The organism is Pseudarthrobacter woesei (genome assembly GCF_055412745.1).
Window position 1 is genome coordinate 35,637 of the sequence record NZ_JBVAYU010000010.1, and the last position, 25,811, is coordinate 61,447.

19 protein-coding genes are annotated in these 25,811 nt (G+C 66.6%); 4 read left to right on the forward strand and 15 right to left on the reverse strand.

Going from position 1 to position 25,811, the window contains the following annotated elements; translation table 11 throughout:
• Positions 1-94: 94 nt before the first annotated feature.
• The 4 genes from ACZYZE_RS14400 to polA all read right to left on the reverse strand — a co-directional run bounded on the left by ACZYZE_RS14400 (position 95) and on the right by polA (position 6,572).
• Complete coding sequence (locus tag ACZYZE_RS14400; protein WP_463908381.1) at positions 95-523, reverse strand: VOC family protein; 429 nt, start codon at positions 521-523, stop codon at positions 95-97.
• 346 nt (positions 524-869) lie between these two features.
• Positions 870-2,351 (reverse strand): 30S ribosomal protein S1, encoded by a 1,482-nt coding sequence (rpsA, locus tag ACZYZE_RS14405; protein WP_459318002.1) that lies wholly within the window; start codon positions 2,349-2,351, stop codon positions 870-872.
• Between the two features lie 226 nt (positions 2,352-2,577).
• Entirely contained in the window at positions 2,578-3,867 is a 1,290-nt protein-coding gene (locus ACZYZE_RS14410; protein ID WP_463908382.1) for a GNAT family N-acetyltransferase, read from the reverse strand.
• A 62-nt stretch (positions 3,868-3,929) separates the two neighbouring features.
• Positions 3,930-6,572 carry a DNA polymerase I gene (polA, locus tag ACZYZE_RS14415; protein ID WP_459318092.1) on the reverse strand — a complete coding sequence of 881 codons (2,643 nt, stop codon included), beginning with the start codon at positions 6,570-6,572 and terminating at the stop codon, positions 3,930-3,932.
• A 223-nt stretch (positions 6,573-6,795) separates the two neighbouring features.
• On the opposite strand from polA, the gene ACZYZE_RS14420 reads away from it, so the two are divergent.
• The gene (locus ACZYZE_RS14420; protein WP_459318004.1) at positions 6,796-7,260 is read left to right on the forward strand and encodes a hotdog fold thioesterase; all 465 of its coding nucleotides are present in this window, start codon (positions 6,796-6,798) and stop codon (positions 7,258-7,260) included.
• 32 nt (positions 7,261-7,292) lie between these two features.
• Here ACZYZE_RS14420 and ACZYZE_RS14425 read toward each other — a convergent pair whose 3' ends face one another.
• The 6 genes from ACZYZE_RS14425 to ACZYZE_RS14450 all read right to left on the reverse strand — a co-directional run bounded on the left by ACZYZE_RS14425 (position 7,293) and on the right by ACZYZE_RS14450 (position 11,808).
• On the reverse strand, positions 7,293-7,844 hold the full coding sequence (locus ACZYZE_RS14425; protein WP_459318005.1) for a dihydrofolate reductase family protein: 552 nt from the start codon (positions 7,842-7,844) through the stop codon (positions 7,293-7,295).
• 107 nt (positions 7,845-7,951) lie between these two features.
• Complete coding sequence (locus ACZYZE_RS14430) at positions 7,952-8,173, reverse strand: hypothetical protein (protein ID WP_459318006.1); 222 nt, start codon at positions 8,171-8,173, stop codon at positions 7,952-7,954.
• Positions 8,170-9,384 (reverse strand): inorganic phosphate transporter, encoded by a 1,215-nt coding sequence (locus tag ACZYZE_RS14435; RefSeq protein WP_459318007.1) that lies wholly within the window; start codon positions 9,382-9,384, stop codon positions 8,170-8,172. The genes ACZYZE_RS14430 and ACZYZE_RS14435 overlap by 4 nt, the downstream gene beginning before the upstream one ends.
• A gap of 496 nt (positions 9,385-9,880) precedes the next feature.
• Positions 9,881-9,997: a helix-turn-helix transcriptional regulator gene (locus tag ACZYZE_RS14440; protein WP_459318008.1), complete on the reverse strand. Its 117-nt coding sequence runs from the start codon at positions 9,995-9,997 to the stop codon at positions 9,881-9,883.
• Between the two features lie 156 nt (positions 9,998-10,153).
• Positions 10,154-10,837: a hypothetical protein gene (locus ACZYZE_RS14445; RefSeq protein ID WP_459318009.1), complete on the reverse strand. Its 684-nt coding sequence runs from the start codon at positions 10,835-10,837 to the stop codon at positions 10,154-10,156.
• 98 nt (positions 10,838-10,935) lie between these two features.
• Positions 10,936-11,808 (reverse strand): universal stress protein, encoded by an 873-nt coding sequence (locus ACZYZE_RS14450; protein WP_459318010.1) that lies wholly within the window; start codon positions 11,806-11,808, stop codon positions 10,936-10,938.
• A gap of 161 nt (positions 11,809-11,969) precedes the next feature.
• On the opposite strand from ACZYZE_RS14450, the gene ACZYZE_RS14455 reads away from it, so the two are divergent.
• A complete protein-coding gene (locus ACZYZE_RS14455) occupies positions 11,970-13,100 on the forward strand; it encodes a hypothetical protein (protein ID WP_463908383.1) in 1,131 nt (376 codons plus the stop codon).
• Positions 13,093-13,719, forward strand: coding sequence for a hypothetical protein (locus tag ACZYZE_RS14460; RefSeq protein WP_463908385.1), 627 nt, complete (start codon positions 13,093-13,095; stop codon positions 13,717-13,719). Before ACZYZE_RS14455 ends, ACZYZE_RS14460 begins: the two co-directional genes overlap by 8 nt.
• Here the strand turns inward: ACZYZE_RS14460 and ACZYZE_RS14465 are convergent.
• Both ACZYZE_RS14465 and ACZYZE_RS14470 read right to left on the reverse strand, forming a co-directional pair.
• Complete coding sequence (locus ACZYZE_RS14465) at positions 13,716-14,012, reverse strand: erythromycin esterase family protein (protein WP_463908387.1); 297 nt, start codon at positions 14,010-14,012, stop codon at positions 13,716-13,718. The two genes, ACZYZE_RS14460 and ACZYZE_RS14465, sit on opposite strands and share 4 nt — an antisense overlap.
• Before the next feature lie 6 nt (positions 14,013-14,018).
• Positions 14,019-15,401: an MBL fold metallo-hydrolase RNA specificity domain-containing protein gene (locus ACZYZE_RS14470; RefSeq protein WP_463908389.1), complete on the reverse strand. Its 1,383-nt coding sequence runs from the start codon at positions 15,399-15,401 to the stop codon at positions 14,019-14,021.
• A 231-nt stretch (positions 15,402-15,632) separates the two neighbouring features.
• Between ACZYZE_RS14470 and ACZYZE_RS14475 the strand changes: the two genes are divergently transcribed.
• Positions 15,633-17,387: a long-chain-fatty-acid--CoA ligase gene (locus ACZYZE_RS14475; RefSeq protein ID WP_463908391.1), complete on the forward strand. Its 1,755-nt coding sequence runs from the start codon at positions 15,633-15,635 to the stop codon at positions 17,385-17,387.
• A gap of 53 nt (positions 17,388-17,440) precedes the next feature.
• On the opposite strand, the gene ACZYZE_RS14480 is transcribed toward ACZYZE_RS14475, so the two are convergent.
• From ACZYZE_RS14480 to ACZYZE_RS14490, 3 genes are all read right to left on the reverse strand, one after another.
• Entirely contained in the window at positions 17,441-18,304 is an 864-nt protein-coding gene (locus ACZYZE_RS14480) for a hypothetical protein (protein WP_463908394.1), read from the reverse strand.
• Between the two features lies 1 nt (position 18,305).
• Positions 18,306-19,994 carry a multicopper oxidase family protein gene (locus ACZYZE_RS14485; protein ID WP_463908396.1) on the reverse strand — a complete coding sequence of 563 codons (1,689 nt, stop codon included), beginning with the start codon at positions 19,992-19,994 and terminating at the stop codon, positions 18,306-18,308.
• Between the two features lie 118 nt (positions 19,995-20,112).
• Positions 20,113-25,620, reverse strand: a complete 5,508-nt coding sequence (locus ACZYZE_RS14490; protein WP_463908398.1) for a peroxidase family protein — start codon at positions 25,618-25,620, stop codon at positions 20,113-20,115.
• Between the last annotated feature and the right edge of the window lie 191 nt (positions 25,621-25,811).

Genomic DNA, 25,811 nt, shown 5'->3' on the forward strand with positions numbered 1-25,811 from the left:
CTCCCCGCGCCCAGGACTGGACATGTCCCCCTGCCGGGCCCTTGGGCGCCGTCGGGTCTGAGCTNCCGGGCCCTTGGGCGCCGTCGGGTCTGAGCTACCGGGCAATCTCCCAGATGTGGCCGGCCGGATCGCGGAAACTGGCGGTGCGGATCCCCCAGGGCCTGTCCATCGGGCCGTTCAGCAGTTCTACGCCGCGGCCCGCAAGTTCGTCGCACATGGCGTCGACATCGTCCACTTCGATGGTGAACTGCATCCGGACCCCGTCCGCGGGGGCAGCGACTGTCGCCGGCTGGATCAGTTCCGGTGCGGCGCTAGTCTTCAACAGGTTGATCATGGTGTCCCCGAATCTAAACACGGCTGATGCGTCGTCTTCAAAGGCGACGGGCAGCCCGAAGACCTCCTGGTAGAAGACCTTGGTGGCGTCCAGCTCCTCGACGAACAAGGTGACGGCGCCGATCCCCCTCGGCCACGGCACCGCTCCCGGCCCGGCGTCGTGCGCGTCAAGTCCTGAAACTTCGGCCATGGATGTTCCCCTTGTCGAGGCGTGCAATTTTTGCCTTGCACAGTGTGGACCCGGGACGCTGGAACGTCAAGGACGGGGGGCCCGGCCATCTTCCTCCCGCGGACATGCCCCGGCACAGGGCTTGGGACTGGACATAATACCCGCATGACCGCGCCCCGGGCCCAGGACTGGGCATGTCCCCCTGGATTCCTCACGGGCACTGGACATGTCCTCCCGGGCGTCCCACCGCGGGGCATGTCCTTAACGAAAGGTGGCCGCCCCTAAGGGGACGGCCACCTTCACGGTGCTACTTCAAGCTACCGCCTGCCAAGGCCCAGGGAGCGGACTCCCGGGGAACCAAAGGCAATTAGTTGCCGGTCAGCTTCTCACGCAGTGCGGCAAGAGCCTCGTCGGAAGCAAGCGTGCCGCCACCGGTGTTGGCCTCGGCCGCAGCCGGCTCCGAGGAGTAGCTCGTGGTGCCGGAGTCGCTCTCGCCGGACGTTGCAGCTGCAGCGTCGTCGGCAGCGTGCTGGACAACCTGCTTCTTGTGGGCTTCCCAGCGGGTCTGGGCGTCAGCGTACTGCTGCTCCCAGGCGGCGCGCTGCGTCTCGTAGCCTTCAAGCCACTCGTTGGACTCCGGATCGAAGCCCTCCGGGTACTTGTAGTTGCCCTCTTCGTCGTACTCAGCGGCCATGCCGTAGAGAGCCGGATCGAATTCGGTGGACTCGGCGTCGACGCCCTCGTTGGCCTGCTTGAGGGACAGCGAGATGCGGCGGCGCTCGAGGTCGATGTCGATGACCTTGACGAACAGTTCGTCGCCAACGGAGACAACCTGCTCGGCCAGCTCTACGTGGCGGACGGCGAGCTCGGAGATGTGGACCAGGCCTTCGATGCCGTCTTCCACGCGAACGAACGCGCCGAACGGAACCAGCTTGGTGACCTTACCCGGAACAACCTGCCCGAGGGCGTGGGTGCGGGCGAAGGTCTGCCACGGATCTTCCTGCGTGGCCTTGAGCGACAGGGAAACACGCTCGCGGTCCAGGTCGACCTCGAGGACCTCGACGGTGACTTCCTGGCCGACTTCGACAACCTCGGACGGGTGGTCGATGTGCTTCCAGGACAGCTCGGAAACGTGAACCAGGCCGTCTACGCCGCCCAGGTCCACGAAGGCACCGAAGTTGACGATGGAGGAAACGACGCCGGGACGGACCTGGCCCTTTTCCAGCTTGTTGAGGAACGTGGAGCGGACCTCGGACTGGGTCTGCTCGAGCCATGCACGGCGGGACAGCACAACGTTGTTGCGGTTCTTGTCCAGCTCGATGATTTTGGCTTCGATCTTCTGACCGATGTACGGAGCGAGGTCGCGCACACGGCGCATCTCGACGAGGGATGCGGGCAGGAAGCCGCGCAGACCGATGTCGAGGATAAGACCACCCTTGACAACCTCGATGACGGTACCGGTGACGACACCGTCTTCTTCCTTGACCTTCTCGATGTCGCCCCAGGCCCGCTCGTACTGAGCGCGCTTCTTGGAGAGGATCAGGCGGCCTTCTTTGTCTTCCTTGGTGAGCACCAGGGCTTCGACGAGATCGCCAACGGAGACAACGTCTCCGGGATCAACGTCGTGCTTGATGGACAGCTCGCGGGAGGGAATGACACCTTCGGTTTTGTAACCGATGTCGAGCAGAACTTCGTCGCGGTCGACCTTGACGACGGTACCTTCGACGAGGTCTCCGTCGTTGAAGTACTTGATGGTGGCGTCGACTGCTGCGAGGAAGTCCTCAGCGGTACCGATGTCGTTAATCGCGACTACGGGGGTACCGGGCTTCTCGGTGGAGGTGATGGTCATGTAGTAGGGGCTCCGTTGTGGATAGTAAGTCGGTCAGGCAAACCGCTTCGCCCGCACTATGGAATGCAGGCGAAGAACACGGCGTCTCAACTGCGATCAGCCGGGTCATCCTGATTTGTGGATTGTAGATGCGCGCACGTAGTACACGCCCGATTAGTCTAGTCGTTTACGTCAACGCCGGTCAAAGCGCAACGGTCAGGCCGGGCCGGGTTGCGGCCACCGTTGCCTAGAAGTGCGTGAGGCAGTGCGGGGCGCGTTCGACGGCGAACATCAGCCGCGCTTTCAGCGCAGCCCCCGGGTGGTTCTCGGTGATCCGCCCGGCCGCCGTCAGGGTCACGGGGCAGACGGCGCCCAGGTAGATCGAACCCAGTTCGGCGACGTCGAGGACGAGCTCCGGCTCGGCACCCGCCGGAGCGTCCGTGACGGTGGCTTCGCCGCCGCTCACTGCCAGGGTGAACGTGCCGGCAGCGAAGCCCAGGGTGTCGGTAACGCGCAGGACCAGGCTGCCGTCGGCAGAGTAGCGCCTCGCACCGAGCGCCATGGCTGTGTCCAGGACCCGGAGCCAGAGCATGTCGCCATGCTCGGCGGAATCGATGCAGCGCAGGTCCTCGAGCGCCCAGGCCAGCGGATCGTCCACGGGCGCTTCGGCCCAGGTGACGCGCTGGATCAGGTCGAGGCTGCCGAGGAACTGCCAGAGTTCCAGGTAGCCGGAGTCGGTCGCCGCCACGAGATCAATGATCTCCATGGCGTGCGGTTTGGTGTCCCAGCCGGAGAACTTGTAGGAGACGTAGCCGTCCACTGTCCCGGCAGCGTCGTAGTGCAGGGCGCACCTGATCGAGTCGTCCTCGGCACCGTCCCGCCCGAGGGTTCCCGAGCTGCGCTGCCGGTACGCGTCCTGCCGCACCAGGGATCCCGGTGTGGCCCGGTGGACGCGGTCGAACACGGCCGGGGCCAGTTCCAGCAGGACTTTCCGGTCGGCGATTTCCACCGTCCCGGCCGGCACGTGCCGCACGCGGAACCGCGGCCCGGTGTCCACCTTGATGCTGCGTTCGAAGGTGGCCACGCCGAAGCCGAACCGGCCGTAGATCGATGCTTCCGACGCCGTCAGGGCAGCCATCGCCAGGCCGTCGGCCCTGGCGGCGCTGAGGTCCTCGGTCATCATCCGGCGCAGGAGCCCTTGGCGGCGGTGGGTTCCGCGGACGGTCACGGCAGTGATCAGCTGCGCTTCGAGCTGCCTGCCGTAGCCCACGTTCAGGTCTTTGCGCAAGGTCCCGAAGGTTGCCACCGGAGTATCGGCGGCCAGGGAGTGGGCGGCGACGGAACCGGTCTGGTAGATGCCCGTCATCTCACGGTTGTCCACCCGGTACATGGCCATGACCTTGTCCACGAACTCGTCCTTGTGCCGCTCGTCGTAGAACCCGACGCCGACGCCGCGCAGCCAGGAAACCCCCAGCGCATAGTCCGGTTCACCCTTTTCGGCCGCACGGAACCGCCGGAGCTCGTACTTTTCTGCCACGTGTTTTCCCCTTGTGAATCTTTCGGTGCCGGGGACCCCGGAAACCGGTGTTGGCTGCCTGCCTAGTGCCCGGCCTCGAACCAGCTGGAGCCGATGCCGATCTGGACGTCGAGCGGGACTGTCAGCTCGGCCGCCGATCCCATCTGTTCCGTCACGAGCTTCTCCACGGCTTCACGCTCGCCGTGGGCCACTTCGAGGACAAGTTCATCATGGACCTGCAGCAGCATCCGCGACTTCAGGCCCTGCTCGGCCAGCGCGCCGGAGACGCCCAGCATGGCGCGCTTGATGATATCCGCCGCCGATCCCTGGATCGGAGAGTTCAGTGCGACGCGCTCGGCGATTTCCCGCAGCTGCCGGTCGGTGCTGGTCAGGTCCGGGAGGTAGCGGCGCCGGCCCTCGATCGTGGCCGTGTAGCCGTCGATCCGGGCCTGGTCCACCACACCGCGCAGATAGTCGCGGACGGCACCGAAGCGTTCGAAGTATTCCTTCATCAGTGTCCTGGCCTCGTCCACGGAAATCTCGAGCTGCTTGGACAGCCCGAAGGATGTCAGCCCGTAGGCAAGGCCGTAGGACATCGCCTTGACCTTGGACCGCATGGCGCTGGTGACCTCGGCCGGCGGCACATGGAAGACGTGCGAGCCCACGTAACGGTGCAGGTCTTCGCCTTCCAGATAGGCCTGGATCAGTCCGGGGTCACCGGAGAGGTGCGCCATGATCCGCATTTCAATCTGCGAGTAGTCCGCGGAGAGGAGGCACTCGTAGCCCTCGCTGACCACGAAGATGCTGCGCACGCGCCGGCCCTCCTCGCTGCGGACCGGGATGTTCTGCAGGTTGGGGTTGTTGGAGGAGATACGCCCCGTGGCAGCCACGTTCTGCGCGTAGGTCGTGTGGATCCGGCCGTCCTCGGCCACGGACTTCTTGAGCGACTCCACCATTTGCCGAAGCTTCGCGGATTCCCGGTGGGCCATCAGCTGGACCAGGAATTCGTGGCCGGTCTTCTCCAGCAGCGTCTTGAGCGACGCGGCGTCGGTGGTGTAGCCGGACTTGATCTTCTTGGTTTTGGGCAGCCCCAGTTCCTCGAACAGGACCGCCTGCAGCTGCTTGGGAGAACCAAGGTTCACTTCGTGGCCGATCGCGGCGAAGGCGAGCTCTTGGGCGTTGTCGATCACCTTGGAGAGGTCCGCCAGCTGCTCGTTCATCCGTTCCATCGACACCGCGATGCCGTCCAGCTCCATCCGGGCCAGGACCCGGCTGATGGGCAGCTCCAGGCTGGTCAGCAACTCCTGTGCCTCACGGACCTTCAATTCCGTCTCGAAGTGGTGGCTCAGGGTGAGCACGACGGCGGCCTGCTGGACGAGCGCGCCGGCGGCGGCGCCGTCGTCCTCCCCGCTGAAGGCCAGCTCCAGCTGGCCGGTCTTGGCCGCCTCAGCGGAGATGTTCATTTTCAGGTGGTGCTGGGCGAGCTCGGCGAGCTCGTAGCTGCGGCGGTCCGGCTGGATCAGGTAGCCGGAGATCGAGGTGTCGTCAACGACCCCGTCGAGGCCGAGTCCGCGGGCGGTGAAGGCCTTCAGTGCGGCCTTGAAGCCGTGCGTGACCTTGGCTGCGGACGGGTCCGCAAGCCAGCCGGCGAGCACCGCCTCGGCCCCGGCGTCCAGGGCGGTGAGGTCGATGTACGCGGCGGCGTCGTGGCGGAGCACCGCAATGGCTGGCGCGTCGTCGACGATCCTGCCGGGAGCGAAATCGACGGCGAGGGCCGAGCGTCGGCCCTGACCGGCGGCGAAGAACGCCACCAGGCCAGCGGCATCGCTGAGCGTGGCGAACTCCGGGACTTCGACGCTGTCGTGGTCCGGCTCGGCGGTGTCGTTGCCGTAGAGCGCGAAGAGCCGGGTTCGGAGCGTCTTGAATTCGAGCCGGTCAAAGATTTCCTCGACCGCGTCATGGTCCGGGCGTGGCTCTTCCAGTTCCTGGAGCGAGACCGGCAGTTCCAGGTCCGTCAGGAGCCGGTTCAGCCGGCGGTTGCGCTTGACCGAGTCGATGTGCTCGCGGAGGGCATCCCCGACCTTGCCGCCGATCGAGTCGAGGTTCGCCAGGATGCCTTCGAGGCCGCCGTACTGGTTGATCCATTTAGCGGCGGTTTTGGGCCCGACGCCGGGGACACCGGGGAGGTTGTCCGCGGTCTCCCCCACGAGGGCCGCGAGATCTGAATACTGCGGCGGCGTGACGAAGTACTTGGTCTCGATGGCCTCGGCGTCCATCCGCGGAATGTTGCTGACACCGGTCTTGGGGTAGAGCACGAAGACGTTGTCGGTGATGAGCTGGAAGGTGTCGCGGTCGCCGGAGACCAGCAGTACCTCGAAGCCGGCGGCATCGCCCTGGGCGGCGAGGGTGGCGAGGATATCGTCCGCCTCGAAGCCGGGCATGCTGATGGTCCTGATGCCCCAGGCCGCCATAACCTTTTCGATCAGGTCGATCTGTCCGCTGAATTCCCGGGGCGTCTCATTCCGGCCGCCCTTGTAGCCGTCGTATTCGGCCTTACGGAAGGTGGTGTCGTCCGAGACGTCGAAGGCGACGGCAACGTGGGTGGGCTTCTGCTCCTTGATGAGGTTGATCAGCATCGAGGTGAAGCCGTGGACGGCATTGGTGTGCTGGCCGGACGAGGTGGCGAAGTTTTCGGCCGGCAGGGCGTAGAAGGCCCGGAACGCCATGGAGTGGCCGTCCAGCACCATCAGCCGGGGCTGGTCTGTGAGGGGAACCACCGGCGCCTCGGTGGCGGAAACCGCCGGGGCCGGCGCCTTCGCGACGGCGCGGCGCGGCTTCTTGGCGGGCTCGGCCACCAGAATTGAGGAAGTGTCTGCCGGAACGGAGTCCGTAGCTGAAGGGGAAAGGGCCGGTTTGGTAGTTTCGCTCACAGGTGCCAGCCTAGTTCCCATGATGGACAATTTCACGCCCGGCCCGTACGCGGCCGAACTGGCGGCTGCCGGAGTTCCCGAGGAAATGCATGATTGGCTCGGTCGGTACGGTGTGGGCGCCTTGGTGGTCAGGATGGGGATCCAGTTCCTGGAGATGAGCCCCGAGCGGATGGTCGCCACCATGCCGGTGGAGGGGAACACCCAGGTCGCCGGCATCCTGCACGGCGGGGCACACGTGGTCCTCGCCGAAACGCTGGGCTCGTTCGCCGCCGGCATGCACGCCGGCCCGGCACGGCATGCCCTCGGCATCGAGGTCGGGGCGACGCATCACCGGTCCGTCTCCGGCGGCATCGTGACCGGAACGTGCACGGCCATCCACCTAGGCCGGACCCTGACCACGCATGAGATCGTGATGACGGATGGGCAGGGCCGCCGGCTCTCCACCGCCCGGATCACGAACCTGATCCGGGACAACGCCGAATAGCGCCGGTTCGCCCGCCGGTCCCGCCGGTCGTGTCAGCCGCGCCGGCCGGAAAACCGGTACCGCAGCTCCATGATGCCGCGGCCCATGGTGTGGGACGAGACTAACTCCAGCGGCGCCGTCGGGCGTGCCATCGGAAGCACTGCCTTGCCGCTGCCCAGCACCACGGGAATGATCGAGATGATGAGCTCATCCAGCAGGCCTGCGTCCGCGAACTGGGCCGCCAGGACTCCCCCGCCGACGATCCAGACGTTCCGGCCGGCAGCGTTGTCCCTGAGATCCTGGACGAATTCGCTCACCGGTCCGCGGACGAAGGTCACATTGGATCCCTTCGGCGCCGGGAGCTCGTGGTGCGTGAAGACCCAGCACGGCGTATCGGGGTAGGGCCAGTTGCCGGGTTCGTGCTCCATCAGCCAGGCGTACGTTTCCCCGCCCATCACGATGCACCCGACGTCGGCCATGAAAGCGTCGTAGCTTTCCTTGCCGCCGGCAAAGCCGTCGAACTGGAGCAGCCAGTCCAGCTGGTCTTCGGCAGTGGCAATGAATCCGTCGAGGGACGATGCCACGAAGTACTGGAGGGTAGACATGGCCCCAGCCTAACCACTCCGGGCCGGGCTGCCCATCCGCTGGCTGCGTGCGGGTTCTGCATGCGGGTTCTGCGTGCCGCGGGCCGTGCGGGGGCTGTGCGCTGGGGCTACTTGCTGAAGTAGGGAATGATCAGGTACAGCCCGTACATCACGGCCATGCCGCACAGGCCGAAACAGACGATCGCGAGCGGCCGGACCCAGGCCGGCTTGCGTTCCCGGACGTCACCGGCGATCGCCGTGAGCCGGACGCCCAGGGAATACAGGACCACGACCGTAACGGCTGCGACGAGGGTCGCGCCTGCCACCTGAACAAGTTCCAGCCACTTCATGACAGCCCGCCCTTCGGCGTATTGTTGGCGCGGCCGACGGCGGCCGCCTTCTTCTTGCGGAACCGCACGGCCTGGCCGGCTTCCTCGACCTCGACGGCGTTGTGGTGGCCCACATGTGACTTACGCGAGTGGAGGAACATATACAGCACGGCGGCGGTGCCTGCTACGGCAGCGGTGGCGATGCCCAGGACGCCGGTGCCGACCAACATTGCCGTGAGGGCGCCCATGATGCCCGCGGCAGGGAGGGTGAAGAGCCAGCCGACGGCGATCCTGCCGGCGGTGCCCCAGCGGACGGACGTGCCGCGGCGGCCCAGCCCGGAGCCGATGACGGAGCCGGAGGCCACCTGGGTGGTGGACAAGGCGAAGCCGAGGTGGGAGGAGGCAAGGATTGCGGAGGCCGTGCTGCTTTCGGCCGCGAAGCCCTGGGCCGGCTTAACATCCGTGAGTCCGGAACCCATGGTGCGGATGATCCGCCAGCCCCCGGCGTAGGTGCCGATCGCGATGGCGAGGGCGCAGGCGGCGATGACCCAGAACTGCGGGCCGGAACCGGCCTGCTGGGTGCCGGCGGCGATCAGGACGAGGGTGATGATGCCCATGGTCTTCTGCGCGTCGTTGGTGCCGTGGGCGAGGGCAACGAGGCTGGACGTGAAGATCTGGCCGGTGCGGAAGCCTCCGCGTTTCTGGGTGAGCTTGCTCCCGGTCTCCGGATCGTGCCGTGAGGTCAGCGCGTAGGCGATCTTCGTGCAGAGGTACGCGACGCCAGCGGCGATGACCGGGGCGAAGAGGGCCGGGAGGATGACCTTTTGGAGGAGGGACTCGAAGTTCACCGAGTGAATGCCGATGCCGGCGATCGCGGCGCCGATCAGTCCGCCGAAGAGCGCATGCGAGGAACTCGACGGCAGGCCCTTCAGCCAGGTGATCATGTTCCAGAGGATGGCGCCCATCAGGCCGGCGAAGATGATCTCCGGGGTGATCTGGACGCCGTCCGTGCCTTCCTTGATGATGCCGCCGGAGACGGTCTTGGCCACTTCCGTGGAAAGAAACGCCCCCACCAGGTTCAGCACCGCCGCCAGGGCAACTGCCGTCTTCGGTTTGATGGCACCGGTGGCGATGGGCGTGGCCATCGCGTTCGCGGTGTCATGAAATCCGTTGGTGAAGTCGAAGAACAGCGCCAGCGATATGACTAGCGCCACCATTACGGTGATTTCCACCTGTTGCCCAATCTGCAGAGTCGACGGTCAGCAGTTCCAATCCCCGTTACCGCTTCGTCCCGCAAAGTTCACCCAATGCTTCACCTGGACGACTTGTGGCGTTCAACAAAGCAGCTTGAAACCCCATAGATCGTACGCGGAATTGATGGCCCGGCAAAACATCCCCGGAGACGAGGACTGCCGGACACCGCAGGGGTGCCGGGCAGTCGGCGCTGGGGTGTTGCGCGGGTCGCAGCAACCCAGGCAGGAGCCTCGGGGTGCCGGCGGTGCGGCTGCGCGGTCAGGCCGCGGGCGCCTCGGCTGGTCCATGGGCTCCTGGAGGACCTCGGCGCCGGAGCCTCGGACGGTCTCGAGTCCGGGCTGCGCATCGCTGCCGAGGGTGACCGCCCGAGGCCACGCCGTTACTCACCCGGAGGCCCAAAGCGTCGGCGTGGAATGCGATCGACTCGTCGACGTCGTTGACGGTGATATTGCAGGACTGACGCACCCATGGCGCTCACACCCGCCCGCAGCAACGCCATCGCGCGCGCTCGATCCTGCGGGCCATCCGGTAGTTGTACGGCGTCCCGCCGTACGCCATGCGGAACCGGCGCGAGAAATGTGCGGGCGACATGGGCGCCCTGCGGGCCAGGGCCGGAACGTCGAGCGGTTTCGCGTACTAACGGTCCATCAGGTCCCGGGCACGTCGCAGGCACGCGAGGCTCGCGAGCTCCTGTTGGGTCATGAGCCCACGGTAGTATTCGGCGCGGCGGGCGGCGGATGACGCTGATCAGCCGTACTGGTGCCCCGGCGCCGGCCCGGCGTCGAGCATCCCGGCGATCTTCTCCTCCAGCGCGGCCAGGGTGGATTCGGGCAACACGATCAGCCCGTCCAGTTCCCGCCGTGCACGCCTGTACGCCGTCTGCCGCTCGGCCGGCGTTGCAGCGGAGTCGGAGGCGATCCGGAGCAGCTTCCGGGCCGTCGCGAGCCGCCCGCGTTCCGGGCCGGTGAAGTTGCTGTCCCTGATGCGCTGCGCTTCCCGCTCGGCAACGTCGAAGGACAGCTCGAATCCACGCACCGCCGAGCGGTACTCCCCCAGCCGGGCGGCCGTCGTGATGTCAGCGGGCGCGGCGGGACGCAGCCCGTCGGCCTCCCGCTTGGCCCGCAGGAACGCGACCGTCAGCGGTTCCCGGACATCCGTCATGACCGGGAAGTCGATGAGCTTTCCCACGTCCAGTTCATAGTCCAGCCAGCGCCGGTTCACGGCGTCGTGGCTCGACATCAGGGCCTGTACTTCCGAGCGGCTGGCCTGCTCCACCTCTGCCGCCCGGTTTTTCAGCTTGTAGAGCTCTACCCGTCGCCGGTGCCGGCGTTCAGCGGCTTTGGACCAGGTCCGTGCCCAGCCGCCGAACAGTCCGCTCAGCGGAAAGATGAGCCACCAGTAGTGGCCGACGAAATCGAAGAAGGGCTCCACGGCATCATCCTCCCACCCGCGGACGGCAGCGAAAAGCCCCCGTTATGGAGGCTTCCCGCTGTCCCGGGCCGGGCCTGGCCGGGGCGGCGCTGGTGGAGTCAGTCTTGGTCGTGTTTGACCTTGTGCACCCGGGCGACGATGGTGGGGCACGGCACGTTCAGCAGCACGGCGTGCGCCGTGGAGCCGAGCACCGTCCGGGAAAGGCCTCCGCGCCCGCGGCTGCCGATCACCAGCAGCCGGGCCTCCGAGGCGATGTCCACGAGGGCCTTCGCCGGGTCGGTATCGGTTTCAAGGCGCTGATGGACCACGAGGTCCGGGTATTTGTCGCCGAGTCCGGCCACCGACTCGGCGAGCACGATCCGGTCCTCTTCGACAATGCTTTCGGCGAGCCCGCTGGCCGGGAGCTGGTGCTCGACCCACCGGGCCGGACTCCGGAACGCCAGCACGACCGTCAACTCATCCCCGCCCAGGTCCGCTTCGGCCGCTGCGAATGCGACGGCCTGGAGGGACTCTTCGGAGCCGTCCACGCCGACCACAACACCGCTGCCTCTTGTTCCCTGCTTTTCCGGGACGACGGCGGCCGGGCTGTCCGAGGCGGCGACAATCTGGAGGGCACGGTCCGTGAGGGGGCCGCCGTCGAGCCAGTGCTTGTCGTGGGCGCCGACGACCACCATCGACGCTTCCTTGGAGGCCTCACGGAGGGCCCGGCCGGCGCTGCCGTGCCGGAGCTGCACCTCGACCTCAACGCCGGGTGCCTGTTCGCTGGCACTGGCCTTCGCCCTCCCGAGCAGCTCCATCCCCGATTCCCTGATGAGCTCGTGGTACTGGAAATCCGGGGACATCCAGCGGTCGTCAACCGCGTGGATGACTATCACCGGAAGCTTGTGCCTGGCGGCCCGCCGGAGCGCCCACGTCAGTGCGGCCGCGCTGCCGGCCGACCCGTTGAATCCGACGACGATTGGTTTGTGCATTCTGAATCCTGCTCTTTTCCATGGCGTGACCGCGTCGACACCGTACGATCCGACCGGCCGTACCAATAGTCCGCTGACAGTTCAGTGTGCCCTGTCCGCACTGCCCGGGTTAGGGCCTTAAGCCCCTCACCGCGCTCCGGCGCCGCGCGTAGCGTCAAGCCATGGAGCAGCCCTCTTCCGCTGACGTTGCGACGCGCTTTCCCCGCGGACGTCCGGCCGCCTCCCCCCGGTCTGAGACCCCGTCCGGCGTGGTCCTTCCCGGACTCTTCGCGGCGGAACGGGTCCCGGCGGACGCGTTCCTGCCCGCTATCGAATGGCTGGCAGCATCCGAAGAGCCGGCCGTCCGCCGGGCGGTGCACCTCGAATTCCTTGGCACCGCGTGGACGGGGACCTCCGTCCGTAACGGCAGGATCGTCTCGTCCTTGCTTTCCGGCCAGCAGGCCGACGGCGGATTCGGCGTCCACCCCTACAGCAAATGGACCGGAGCGCACTGGCGGCTGATCTCCCTCGTGGACCTTGACGTGACGGCGGCAGAGGCTCCGCTGCTCCTTGACGCAGCCGCCACAGTGCTGGACTGGTTGCGCGGGGCGCACCATCGGAGCCGGATCCGGACCATCGACGGCCTCTTCCGGCATTGCGCATCGCAGGAAGGGAACGCCCTGTACGTGTGCTGCCGGCTGGGCATGGCCGCGGATCCCCGCGTCGCGCAACTGGCGTCGGACCTGATGCTCTGGCAGTGGCCCGACGGCGGCTGGAACTGCGACGTCGACGCGAGCGGCCGGCGTTCCTCGTTCCATGAGACGCTGCCCGCCGCGAAGGGCCTGCAGGAATACTGGGCGGCGAGCGGGGACCGGGCAGCACGCGTCAGCGCGGAGCGGGCGGCGGAACTGCTGCTGGAGCACCGCCTCTTCCGGTCCTCCTCCACGGGCCGTCCGATTGACCCGCGGTGGCTGAAGCTGCGCTACCCGGAGTTCTGGCACTACGGGATCCTTCCCGCCCTGTTGCTCCTGCGCCGGATGGGTCTGTCCGGCGACGCGCGGGCTGAGGACGCGGAGGACGTGTTGCGGGCCAAGATGCTGCCCGACGGGTGCTGGCCCGTCGAGGGAGCCTGGTGGCATCCGCCCGGGACCAAGGGGCAGACCGATGTGACCGACTGGGGCCGGCATGGGCCGAACGAGTTCGTCACCCTGAACGCCTTGCGGATCCTTTGCCCGGGTCTCGTGCCCCAGGCCGTGACGGCTGGCATCGGCGGAGCCAGCCCGGCCGCGGCCGGCCCCGCTCTTGATGCCTGACAACGGTTTCCTGCTGCGCTGGTGGCGGTGGGTGACCCTGGCGGAGAGCCTCGGCTTCCTGGCCCCCGCAGCGGTCGCGGCCTCCGTGGCTTTGCCCCATCCGGAGCTGTCAATGGTCTCTCTCGCGGCTGCGGGCGTGGTGGAAGGCGCCGTGTTGGGGTTCGCCCAGGCGCGCCTGCTGAAGCGGCGGCTGCCCGGGCTCTCTGTCCGCAACTGGACCGTCCGGACCGCAGTGGCGGCTCCGATCGCCTGGCTCATCGGCCTGGCCCCGAGCGAGTTCTCCGCGGTGTGGCGTCCCTGGCCGCCGGCCCTCCAGATCGCGGTGGGCATCACCTGCGCGCTGCTGCTGCTGTGTTCGCTGGGCCTCGCGCAGTGGCCCGAGCTCCGGCGGCACGTAGCGGGCAGCGCCTGGTGGATCGCCGGCAGCGCCGCGGCCTGGTGCGTGGGGCTGGGGGTCTTCTTCGCCGTCGCAACTCCGCTGTGGAACGAGGGCCAGTCGCGGGCGCTCATTGTGGGCATCGGTGCCGCTGCGGGAATCCTCATGGCCGCCAGCGCTGCGCTTGTCAGTGGGCTCGTGATGGCCCGGCTGTTGAACACCCGGAACGGTTCCCGCGGCTAAAAGCCGGTGGGCTCCGTCTCGAACTCCGGCTCACGGGGCGGCCCTTCAAGGTGCAGGGGGCGCAGCGCGGCCGTGTGTTCGAGCCAGATCAGGGCGTCGTAGCGTTCCCCCATAAGGGTAGGCACGTAGTTTCCGTGCTCCCGCCCGGGGTGGTAGACCACCCCGATCGCCCGGTGGCCGAGCCACGTCGAGAGCCACGGCCCCGTCCGGTCCCCGCCGAATTCCAGCACCGCCGGCACACCAAGGGCCTCATGGAGGAAATCCTCGTGGCTCCCCGGCCGGGCCGGCGGCACCGGCAATCATATGGGAAACTCGACGGATATTTCCTCGAGGTGCTCGGGGACCCTGGCCCGCCATCCCAGTTCGCGCTTGATCCGAATGCGCAGGCCGTCGGACGATTCGGGCTCGCCGTGGGTGATGTAGGTCATGCGGGGTGCCTGTTCGGCGGCCTTCATCCAGGCCATCAGCCCATCGGTGTCTGCATGGGCGGAGAGGCTTTCCATCTGGATGACTTCGGCGCGGATCTGCACGTCCTCGCCGTAGATGCGCAGCTCACGATCGCCGGCGGCCAGCATGGCGCCGCGGGTGCCGCCGGCCTGGTAGCCGCTGAGGATGATGGCGTTCTTCGGGTCCGGCCCATAGGAGGCTAGGTGGTGCAGGATCCGGCCCCCGGTGAGCATACCGCTCGCGGAGATGATGATCATCGGGCCGCCCCGCAGGTTCAGGAGCTTGGACTCATCGACCGAGCGTGTCAGCCTGGCCAGTTTGTACATGCCCTCGAAGTCCTCCTGCGTGAGCCGGTGTTCCTCGGGGTGCCGCTGGTACATGCCGGACGCGTCGATCGCCATCGGGCTGTTCAGGTAGACCGGGATGTCCGGGATCAGGTTCTTGCGCCGGAGGCGGGAGAGATGAAGCATCAGGGTCTCCGCCCGGCCGACGGCGAACGCTGCGAACATCACCACGCCGTTCCGCTTCGCCACCCGGTTGATGATGTCTCCCAGTTGCTTTTCAGGGTCGACCGTCGAGTGTTTCCGGTTCCCGTAGGTGGATTCCGTGACCAGCACGTCGACGTTGCCCAGGTGCCGGGGCGGATACATCAGCGGGTCGTCGCTCCGGCCCAGGTCCCCGGTGAAATGCACGCAGCGTGAGCCGATCCTGACATGGATCTGGGCCGCTCCCAGGATGTGGCCGGCGGGCAGGAACGTCACTGCCATACCCCCGCCAAGATCCAGCGGCTCGTCGAAGTCCTGGACCCTGAAGCTGTTGAGGGACTTGACGGCGTCGGACGCCGTATAGAGCGGCAGCGCCGGGCTGTGCGCGGACGACCCGCGGTGCGTGGCGTAGCGGGCCTCTTCCTCCTGCAGGTAGCCGCTGTCCGGAAGGAGAAGTTTGCACAGATCGGTGGTGCCGTCGGTGGCGTAGATGGGACCGCGGAAGCCGTCCCGGACCAGCGCCGGTATGTAACCTGTGTGGTCCAGATGCGCATGCGTCAGGACTACGGCGTCAATGGAGGGCGGCGGCACCGGAAAGGGCGTGCGGTTTCGTTCGCGGCTTCGTTTGTAGCCCTGGAAGAGCCCGCAGTCCACCAGCACCCGCTTGCCACCGGCTTCCAGCAGATAGCGGGACCCGGTGACGGTGTCGGTGGCTCCCATGAAGCGGAGGGTCGGCTGCTGGTGCTTCATGGCGCTCCCGTTCCGGCATGGACAACGACGCGACAGGACAGCGAATCGCTAGATATCCCCAAGGTTCCGCCGATGCCGGTTCCGCACCTAGGGCCGAAAGTCACGAACGCCGCCCGCTCCGGCCGCGTCCGGCCCTTCGCGTGAGCACCCACGGCCGCACCGGTAGGATTTTCCTGCAGGCTTCTTAGGGCGCCAACCGTGCTCGGCGCATTCCAGTGGCAAGGACAAACGATGAACAAGAAATTCCAGCGGACGGCCAACAACCCAGCGCAGACCCTGGACCGGCCGTGGACGGCGGCCTACGGAACGGGCGTCCCCGCGGATCTCAAGTTGCCAAAGGGAACACTCGTGGATCTCGTGGAGTCATCGGTCCGGCGCTACGGGTCCAAGACGGCACTGGAGTTCTTCGGCGCCCGCACCAGCTACCGGGAACTTGGCGTGCTGATCAGCCGGGCCGCCGCCGGCCTCCAGAAACTCGGGGTCACGGCCGGTGACAGGGTGGCACTGGTGCTGCCGAACTGCCCGCAGCACATTGTTGCGTTCCATGCCGTGCTGCGCCTCGGCGCTGTCGTGGTGGAACACAACCCCCTGTACACGGACCGGGAGCTGCGCCACCAGTTCGAGGACCACGGCGCCACGGTGGCGATCGTCTGGGACAAGGCGGTGGAACGGGTCCGCCAGCTGCCCGCCGACGTCGGGCTGCGCCATATCGTCTCGGTGGAGCTGATCCCGGCGATGCCGCTGCTGCAGCGGCTCGCGCTGCGGCTTCCGGTTCCGGCCGCCCGCAAGGCCCGCGCCGCGCTTTCCGTGGCCAAGCACCAGCCCAAGGGCCGGCCGGCTCCCGCCGTACGGCCGGTGCTGCCGTGGCGGGAGCTCCTCGACGCCGGGGAACTGAAGAAGAAGCACCCCCGCCCGGCCGCCCGAGACCTCGCAGTCCTGCAGTATACGTCCGGCACCACTGGCCTGCCGAAGGGTGCCATGCTCACCCACGCCAACCTGCAGGCCAACGCCGCCCAGGGCCGCGCCTGGGTGCCGGGGCTCAAGGAGGGAAGGGAAACCGTGTACGCGGTGCTGCCCATGTTCCACGCCTACGGACTGACATTGTGCATGACCTTTGCCCTGGGCATCGGCGCGAAACTGGTACTGTTCCCCAAGTTCGACGTCGATCTGGTGCTGAAGGCGCTCAAGAAGTCACCGGCCACCTTCCTGCCGGCCGTCCCCCCGATCTACGACCGGATCGCCGCCGCGGCGGCGGACCGGGGCATCGGGCTGGGGAGCATCCGCTTCTCGATCTCCGGGGCGATGAACCTGCCGACGGCGACCGTGGAGACCTGGGAGAAGGCGACCGGCGGCTACCTGATCGAGGGCTACGGCCTGACGGAGACCTCCCCGATCGCCATCGGCAACCCCTTCGGCCCCAGCCGCAAGCCGGGCACGGTCGGAGTGCCGTTCCCGTTGACCGACATCAGGGTGGTGGACCCGAAGAACGTCGCGCTGGACCGTGCCCCGGGCGAGGAAGGGGAACTCCTCATCCGCGGCCCCCAGGTGTTCGCCGGCTACTGGAACCGGCCGGAGGAAACGGAGGAGGCGCTGTTGGAAGGCGGCTGGTTCCGCACCGGCGACATCGTCTCGGTGGACAAGGACTACTTCGTCACGATCCGGGACCGGATTAAGGAACTGATCATCACGGGCGGATTCAACGTCTCACCCAGCGAGGTTGAAGACGTCCTCGCGACTTTCCCCGGCATCACCGAAGTCTCCGTGGTCGGGTTGCCCCGCTCCGGCGGCGGGGAAGACGTGGTGGCCGCGGTGGTGCCGATTCCGGGGACCACCATCGATCCCGACGAGCTTCAGGCTTTTGCGCGCAAGCACCTGACCGCCTACAAGGTGCCGCGCCGGGTGGTTGTGCTCGATTCGTTGCCCCGCTCGCTGATCGGCAAAGTCCTGCGCCGCGAGATCCGGGACACCCTGATGGCCGGCCAGTAGGACCCTGCGTTCGGGTCTTTCCGGCCGGCCACCCGCGTCCCTGTCGCTCCGGGCTAATGCCCGGAAGCGTCGTTCCCGGAGTCTTCGTTCCCGGCCCTGTCGTGCCCCGAGTCATCCACCTCTTCGGGCACCGGTTCCCGGGACAGGTCCACACCGTCCCCGCTCGTTGAGCGCGCCGCAAGCCCGACCTCGCCGGGGTCCTTGCCGGCGCTGCGGGCCATGGCGTCCCGGACCGACTCCACCAGCGCGTCGCTGAGCAGCGGGCCCGTGTAGCCAATGGTCAGGGCGCCCCCCTCCAACGACTCCTCGTAGTTGCCGAGCGCGTCTGAAAGGATCCCCTCCGCCGCAATCGATTCCGCCAAAGCCGCCGGGTCATCTGCGGCGAGCGTGAATTGAAGGTCATGGACGATCGCCTCGCCCACATGGACATGCTCCACCCAGGGATCGCTGCCAGCGGGGCCGTAGGCGATCTCGGAGAGGGATTCGGCGTCGTCGCGGCTGCTGCCGGGCGGCAAGGCCGCGATGACCTCCGGGACGATGTGCTCCAGGATCACCGCGTCGAGCACTGTCGGGGAAATGTCGGTCAACCCCAGGCCCTTGGCTGCGGCTGCCCCGTCGAGCCAGCGGCGCAATTCGCCCGGATCCGCACCCTCGGCAGGGTGGACGGCGATGACGATCCGCCGCCGCACCATCAGCCCGTCGTGGCTGCTGGCAGGCCGGCCGTTGCCGACGTCCGCCCCGGCCCTGGCGGCCACCGGTCCGCCGGGTGCCGACGCCTCCGGCGCCGCCGCGACGGCGTCCTGGTCTCCGGCTGAGACTGCCGGAGCCTGCGCCAAAGGCTCCGGCACCCCGCCGGTGCAGGCTCCCAGTGCCAGCACCAGCAGGCCTGCCGCCGTTGTCCTTGCTATCCGGCCCATCTCAAGTTCCCTGCGGGAGGCCCGGCCTGTAGACCGGCAGATAGGATCCTAGCGAGGTCGTGTCCCAGAGGGGCCGGTCAGAAGTCACCGGATCGTTATTGGTCAGGTCGCCGACTGAGAATTGCACCATCATGTCGTGATCTTCGTGTACGAGGTTATGGCAGTGGACCATGTACCTGCCGCCGGCGTGGGCCCCGGTATCGAATTGCATCAGCACCGTGATGGACTCGTTTTCGCCTGCGTAGAAGACGTCCTTCGGCCCGGTTTCCCAGGCGAAGGGCTTGCCCCCGTTGGTGTTCCGGGCAATGATCTTGCCGTCAACCAGGTGGACGTGGACAGGATGGAACCAGCCTCCGGAGGCGTTCGTAATGGTCCATTCCTCGACCTGATAGGGCTGGGGGTTGCCAAACAACCGTGTGAAGCCCGATTTTTCCACATCCGCCCAGGTGACCCCGTTGATCGTCCATTCGCCGTTCGCGCGGACTACCCGCAGGCTCCGCTTGGCCACCGCCATGTCCCTTGTCAGCTTCATTGTGGGGATCCCGCCGCGGGCTGCATTGGGGGCTCCGCCGTCGTCGAGCGTTGCGGGGATACTCGTGAAGCTTGCCGCGGGGCCGGAATCCTCTATGACCTGGAAGCGCATGATCTTGTTCGTATTCGCGAAGTTCACGTTGTTCTTATTGCTCAGGTTGAGGAGCTCAACCTTCTGCCCCGGCCGGTACTTTCGGAAGTCGATCAAGACCTCATACCGCTCGGCAGTTCCTTGCCGCCAGGATTTAACCGGCTGGACCACCGGCACCATGCCGGCATCAGTGCCCACGACGTATAGTGGCTCACCGGTGGAGAGGGTGGGGCGGTACGAACGCGAGATTGAACCGACCAGGACCCGGAACCGGTAGATCCGGGGCTTGACTTTCATGGTCGGCCAGGGCACCCCGTTGACCATGATGATGTCCCCCCAAAGGCCGGAGTGGCCGTTGTCGTTGTAGCCGAGGGAACCGTCGGCCTTAAACATCGCATCCGAAATCAGCAGCGGGACGTCGTATTCCCCCTGTGGCAGCTGCGCCCGCTCGTAGGCGTCGGACAAGGGGTACATTCCCGCCAGACCCGAGTACACCCCCTGGGCCGTAACCATGTGGTTGTGGTCGTGGTACCACAGCGTCCGGGCCGGTTGCCAGTTGGGATAATGGTAGTTCTTGAACTCCCCGGGTTTCGTGGAGTCATTGGCATAGCCGTCGTACTGCGGCAGCGACGCCGAACCATGAAGGTGGGTGACGGTCTTGAAAGCGCCCGGATGGAGAAACGACGTCGCAGGCAGGGCATTGCGAATCCGCACCTCGGTCCTGGTCCCCTGGCTGACCCGGATGGTGGGGCCCGGAAAGATGCCGTTGTAACCCGCCACGGCGGTACTCAGCCCGGGCACGAACTGCGCCTGGCCGAGTTTCTGGGTGAGCGCGTACCGCTCATATGGCCGTGTCGGGTCGCCGTCGTCGAAGCCCGACTCAAACGGCGCTAGCTCCGGCGGGCGCCGGAACACTCCCGCGTATGGGACCGGCGTGTTGGCCGGGGCCAGCAGGCTCGACGTCATGAGGGGCGTCGCCGGCGCGATGTCGTCGTCCCCCTTCTTCATCCCCGCCAGTCCAAGGGCGCCTACGGCGCCCAGCTTCAGAATTTCTCGTCGTGTTGTCATAGCCCCTCCAAAGTGGGCAGTGGGACTGAATATTGTGCCGAAGAACAAACCTTCGGGTAACCGGGAGCGCCGGCTGGCGGTCCGTGCGGACCTACCAGCCGGCGATCTCGTGGTGGTGCTAGAGCACTGAGCCCGTGGTGAAGGTCCACGTACGGGTGGTCAGCGGGTTACCGGCCAGGTCCCGGACTCCAGTGGTGCCACCGGTGATGGTGACCCGGTACTGGGTGTTCGAGAGAAGGGTACTGCCGGGGTTGATCGTCAGCACCCGGGTGGTGGTGTTGAACGACACCACGGAGCTGACGTCGGCGCCGGTGGAGACCCGCTGGATGCGGACCTTGCCGGCCACCGCGAAGCCGGTGATGGCCTCACTGAAGGTGGCCGTCACGTTGGCGTTCCGGCGCACTGCCGTGGCTCCCGAGGCGGGAGTCTGAGCGGTGATAGTTGGGTTCGGACCCGTGGTGAATGACCACGTAGTCGTCGCCATGATGTTGCCGGCAGCGTCCCGGACTCCCGTCAGGCTGGCCGTGTACACACGGTCGGCCGTCAGGGTCACGCTCGGGTTCAGTGTGGCAACCCTCGTGAGCGCGTTGTACGAGACAACCGCGGGAACCAGTGTGGCTCCCAGCCGGAGCTGGAAGTTGGTTCCGCTGAGTCCCGTGACCGATTCGTTGAACGTTGCCGTCAGGTTGGCCGTCTGGCTAACCGAGAAGGCCCCGGTTGCGGGTGTCCGAGCCGTCACCGTGGGAGCCACGGTGTCAGACGCTACGGGGGTTATAGCCGCAGAGCGGGCCGAGGCTGCCCCCGTCCCCACAGCGTTGATTGCGGCCACGTCGAACGTGTACGCAGTCCCGTTGGTGAGTCCCGTTACAACGACGGTTCCCACGTTTCCGGTGACGGCCTGGGTGCGCGCCAGGGTAGTCCCGGCGAAGGCCTGCACGGTGTAGCCCGTGATGACCGATCCGCCGTTGGAGGCGGGAGCGGTCCACGTCAGGGTTGCCGAAGCGTCCCCGGCGGTAGCCGTCCCGATGGTCGGTGCACCTGGAGCGGTCGTTGCCGGAACCGGGGTCACAGCGTTGGAGATAGCCGAGAACGGGCTGTCTCCGAGGGCGCTGGTCGCCTGGACCTGGAAGCGGTACGCGGAACCGTTGCTCAGGCCGGTGACCACCAGGCTGGTGGCACCGGCAGGAGCGGGACGGAGTGCCCCCACCTGCGCGCCGGCCGCATCAAGCACCCTTACGTTGAACCCGCTGGCAATGCCAATAGTCGGAGCCGCGAAGTTGACTGTTGCCTGCGCATCGCCTGCGGTTGCGACGCCGATGACGGGTGCGTTGGGGGCGACGGTGTCGGAGAACTGAAGGAATTCGATGTTGCGGAGGGTGTCCGTGCCATCGATGCCTGCCCCGTTGTGGACTACCGTGGTGACGGATCCGGGCGAGCCCAGGGTGCCGTCTCCACCGGTCGTGGTGACAGTGTAGTTCGCCTGCACATCGGAGAAGACTGCCTTGTCGATTCCGCCTGAACCGGTCAGGATCTCACGGACGGCCACGATGTTTCCGGGGTCGACGTTGCCAGCGAAGACGGCTTCCTGAAGTGTCGGTCCGGTAAGCGCACCCGCGCCGTCACGAAGGTACTTCGTGGTCATTCCTGTTGCACTGCCAATCTCGGTCGCCGCGACGGCGGCGTCCGTCCGAACACTCAAGCGGACGTTGAAGTAGGCGTCACCGTCAATGATGTCGTCGGCGCCTCGGCCCTCGATCAGGTCGCTGCCACCGCCGCCCAGGAGGATGTTGCCATCGCCCCAGACATTCGGACCGCTCAGAAGCGGGCAGTCCTTCGATGCCGACGCCGCAACTACGGAAGCCAGCGGAGTGTTCAACGGCGGCACCAGTGCGTCGAGACCGGCAACCCGGTCAAGGCCCGCCTGGTCCAGCACATCGCACCCGATGAACCCGGCGCCACCCACGGCGCTGGGAACCACGTTGTCACCACGGAGCGTGTCGTTGAAATCCCAACCGGACAGCGACTCGACTTCGTTGAACTTGTCCCGGACTCCGACCGTCAGGATGTCAAGCGGCGGGATCGGAAGAGCCAAGTCGGCGTCCTGCGGCTGGGGGTCGCCGAGGCCGATTTCCCAGTCGTAACCCGAGGCTCCGGCGACCTTCTCGACGCCAGGACCGGCCACGCCGACGTCGTCTCCGCCCTCCATGTCGTAGTCGTCGTCACCGCCCTGGCCGATGAGGATGTCGTGTCCCGGCTTCTGCGAGTCGTCCAGGAAGAACAGGTTGCTGCTGTCCCCGATCATGAGGTCCGGTTGATCCCCGCCCTCTTCCCAGTCGTCGCCGCTGTCGCCGAAGGCGGCATCGATGCCTTGGCCGAGGCTGATGAAGTCGTCACCGACTCCACCGAAGGTTTCGTTGGCGTTGGCCCCACCGTTCGTGAAGTCCTTGCCATCTCCACCCATGATGATGTCGAGGCCCGGTCCGGCGTCGATGGCATCGTTACCGGGACCGCCCTTGTGCACGTCGTCGCCGGCAAGGTCGGTGATGATGTCATTGCCTTCGCCGCCGAGCGCGACGTCGGCTCCGTCACCACCTTCGATGACGTCGTTGCCGAGGCCGCCCCAGAAGGTGTCGCTGTCGTTTCCACCGTAGACGCGGTCCACGCCGGCAGTGCCGTTGTAGACGCTCTGTCCGTTGATCCCGGAGGGATCGACGGTGTTCCGCGCACGATACTTGATCGTCCCGTCGGCCATGCGGATCAGCAGGGCCGGCTCGTCACACTCAGACGATGTGTCATTCGCGACGGTGTTCCCGAAGGACGCAAAGCCGGCAGCGGTGCCGGCCAGGTTCTTCAGCTCGAACTTGCAGTCCGCCGTGGCAAATGAGTCGGCCTTGAGACTGCGAGCGTTTGTGTTGCGCATCATCAGTTCGGCGAACGAGTTGCCCTCGAGCTGTGCCCTCAGGTTCATGCCCGGGGTGCGCGCCAGATAGTAGAAGCGGTCGCCGTTCTGCAGATCGGTCAGCTGGTTCTCGAACACGTAGTTGAAGGTGCTGCCCAGCAGGCCCCCGAACACCACCGTCTGCTCCGCGAGACCGCCGACCCAGAGGTCGACGTTGTCGAGGCCGGTGATCGACTGGGTGCCGTTGTTGGCCCAGGCGTCCGTGCTGTTCATGAACGCCGCAGCATCGGCGGGAGCAACGTCCCCGGCAAGGACATCAGGGCTGACAATCGCCCGTGCAGCCGCCCGCCGGGAGGCGATGGTTGCCGGTCCGTCGTCGGGGGTACCCAGAGTGGCGTCCGGACCGGCGTCCGTGAGGATGGTCGGGTGCTGACCGTAGGCGGCGACGAAGTTGACGAGCGACTTCGGGTGCTTGATGCCTTCCCCGAAGTCGATCCAGTTGGTGTAGGGCTTCAGCTGGCCGTCGTTCGTCGAGTTGAACAGCTCCCGGCGAAGTGCATTCAGCCGCGGGACGCCCTCGGACCGGGCCCGCGCCATGTTGATCGTCGCCAGGTCCAGCGGCAGACCCAGCAGGTTGTTGCGCAGCGTCTCGGTCACGAACTCATCGAGTTCGTTGCCGACCTGGTCGGACATGCCCATGATGAGGCTGCCTGCAGCCTCTTCGGAGGTCAGAGGACCGGCAGGGCCACCATCGGTGTACTCCGGAGGGTTGAGGAACCCCTCGAGCAGGGAGATGTCGTTCTGACTCCCCAGGATATCGTCGGAGGTGCCGAACTCATTGTCGGGACCGGGGCGGTCCTCGTTCCTGCGGGAGATCGTATCGGTCAGCATGGAGTGACCGAAGCGGTACACGGCGTGAGCAAACTCAGCCTTGACCGCCGGGTTGAGCTCCGTCTGAGTGAACGCAAACGCCTCGAAGGGGTTAATCGCCGGCTGGATCTTGCGGGCGAACTCCTCGAAAACGAGGTGCTGGTACTCCATCTCGGTGATGAACCGTGCCGCCTGGAAAAGACGCTCACCGTTCCAGCCGTCCGCGCCCAGCGCCGACTGCCACTGGGCCAGGGCTGCCGTGCCGCTCGCGGAAGTATCGTTCGTCAGCACGTTCTTGATGTCGCCGACCAGCCGGTCGTGCTCGGAGTGGAAGATCTGGTGGATGGCCGTGAGCCCGATGTTCTCGTTGACGCGCCCGTCACCTGCGGCAAAATGCGCGTTGAGCATCTCGTCGTCGTACGTACCGGCGGGCTGGTTGGCGAAATCGGCGGAGGCAACGTTGTCAGCGTCCGGAACCGGGGCAACCCGAGGAGTGCCCGGGTTGTTGTCCGTGTCCTGCGGGGACGGGTCCGCATTGTGGGCGATGTCAGTCAGGAACGGCGTGTCAAAGTACCGCACATTGGCCGGCACCGGCACGGGGACGGCAATGTTGCCTTCCACCAGGCCAGTCGCGGTGACGTACTGAGGAAGCCCGCTGGGACCGGGGATGAACTTGCCGTAAGGGTCCGCAGCGATCATCGGGATGTTCGTGACGTCCTTGTCCTCGAGCTTGAGACCAAGGAAGATGGCCGCCTGGGACTTGACTGTGGCCCAGGTGGCCATGCCGTTCGCCGTGGGGCCGGCTACGCCACCGAGCAGCTTGCCCGTTGAGACCGGCTTGCTGTCGGCGTTGTTGATGTACTCCCGGACGAAGACCTGGTGGGAAGAGTGGGAAGTGTAGGTCTGGCTCTGGTCGACCAAGGGCGAGTCAGTGTTGGTCGCATTCTGGATATCGTCAGCACTTTCGTCGGCAGGTGTCGCCGGGTTGTCGCCCGTGACACCGTCCGGACCGGGCTGGTTCTTGCCCCGGGTCAGCACCATAAAGCGCAGGTTCGGGTTCAGGTCATCGGCGTTGCCGACGATGTGGTCCGGACCGGCGATGAGCGGGTCGTCGGCCTTCAGCGGAACGAAGACAGTGCCGCCGCCCTTGACGGTCTGGTCCACGCCGTGGTCGAAGAACTGGCCGAACAGCGTGAACATCGAGTTGTAGGGCGGCGAGAGTCCGACGTCCGTGGTCACGTTCGGGACGAACAGTGTCTCGTGCGACGGAGTGCAGTTCGCCGGAGCAGCTTCCACTGGCGGCGTGGCCAGCGGATCCGGATCGGTGGTGCACGGGACGACGCCCGCGTTGCCCTGGGTCCGGACAGGGAATCCGGCCGCTGCCACCGCGGCCGGGTTGGTCGAGGTCTGGTCCACGATCAGGTTACTGATTACGCGGGGCTCGGAGTCGAAAACATTGCCCTTCTTCTGCGCGTATGACGTCGGTTGGGAAGGGCCGAACGCAGGAGGTGAGTTCTCGGCGCTCGTGAACACCGGAGTGGCGAGACGTGGGAAGGTCTGATCCGCGGCGCCGAACGTCTCCTGTCCGGCCAACAGGTTGTTGCAGGATCCGTCCACCGTCCGCAACCCCTGGGACACGAGGGGGCTCGCGATTTGGTCGGGACCGGTACCCACGAGGGCCCCACACGGGCCGGTGGCCGAGGTGGTGTTGGCCACGTGCGCCTCAGCGATCTTGATCTGCTTGAGGATGAACGCCAGATCGGACGGTGTGACGGTGAAACCCGCACCCGTCGGGGCCACGACGGCGTTGGCCGTCACCGCCGTCGTGGTGAGTCCGAGGAAACTGAGCAGAGCCATTGCTGTCCCTGCCGCGACTAAGCGGGTCGGAGTGCTAAAGACACGTCTTTGGCCCTCCGCCTTCGTGCATGCGAACACATTCATAACGCACCTGCCTCTTAGAGTGAATGATGGTGCAAGAGTGCAGGGCGGCACTTCGGGAAAACTTGGATCGGCCGGGCGCCTTCCGGGGCCGTCCCCGTGGCCGGCCC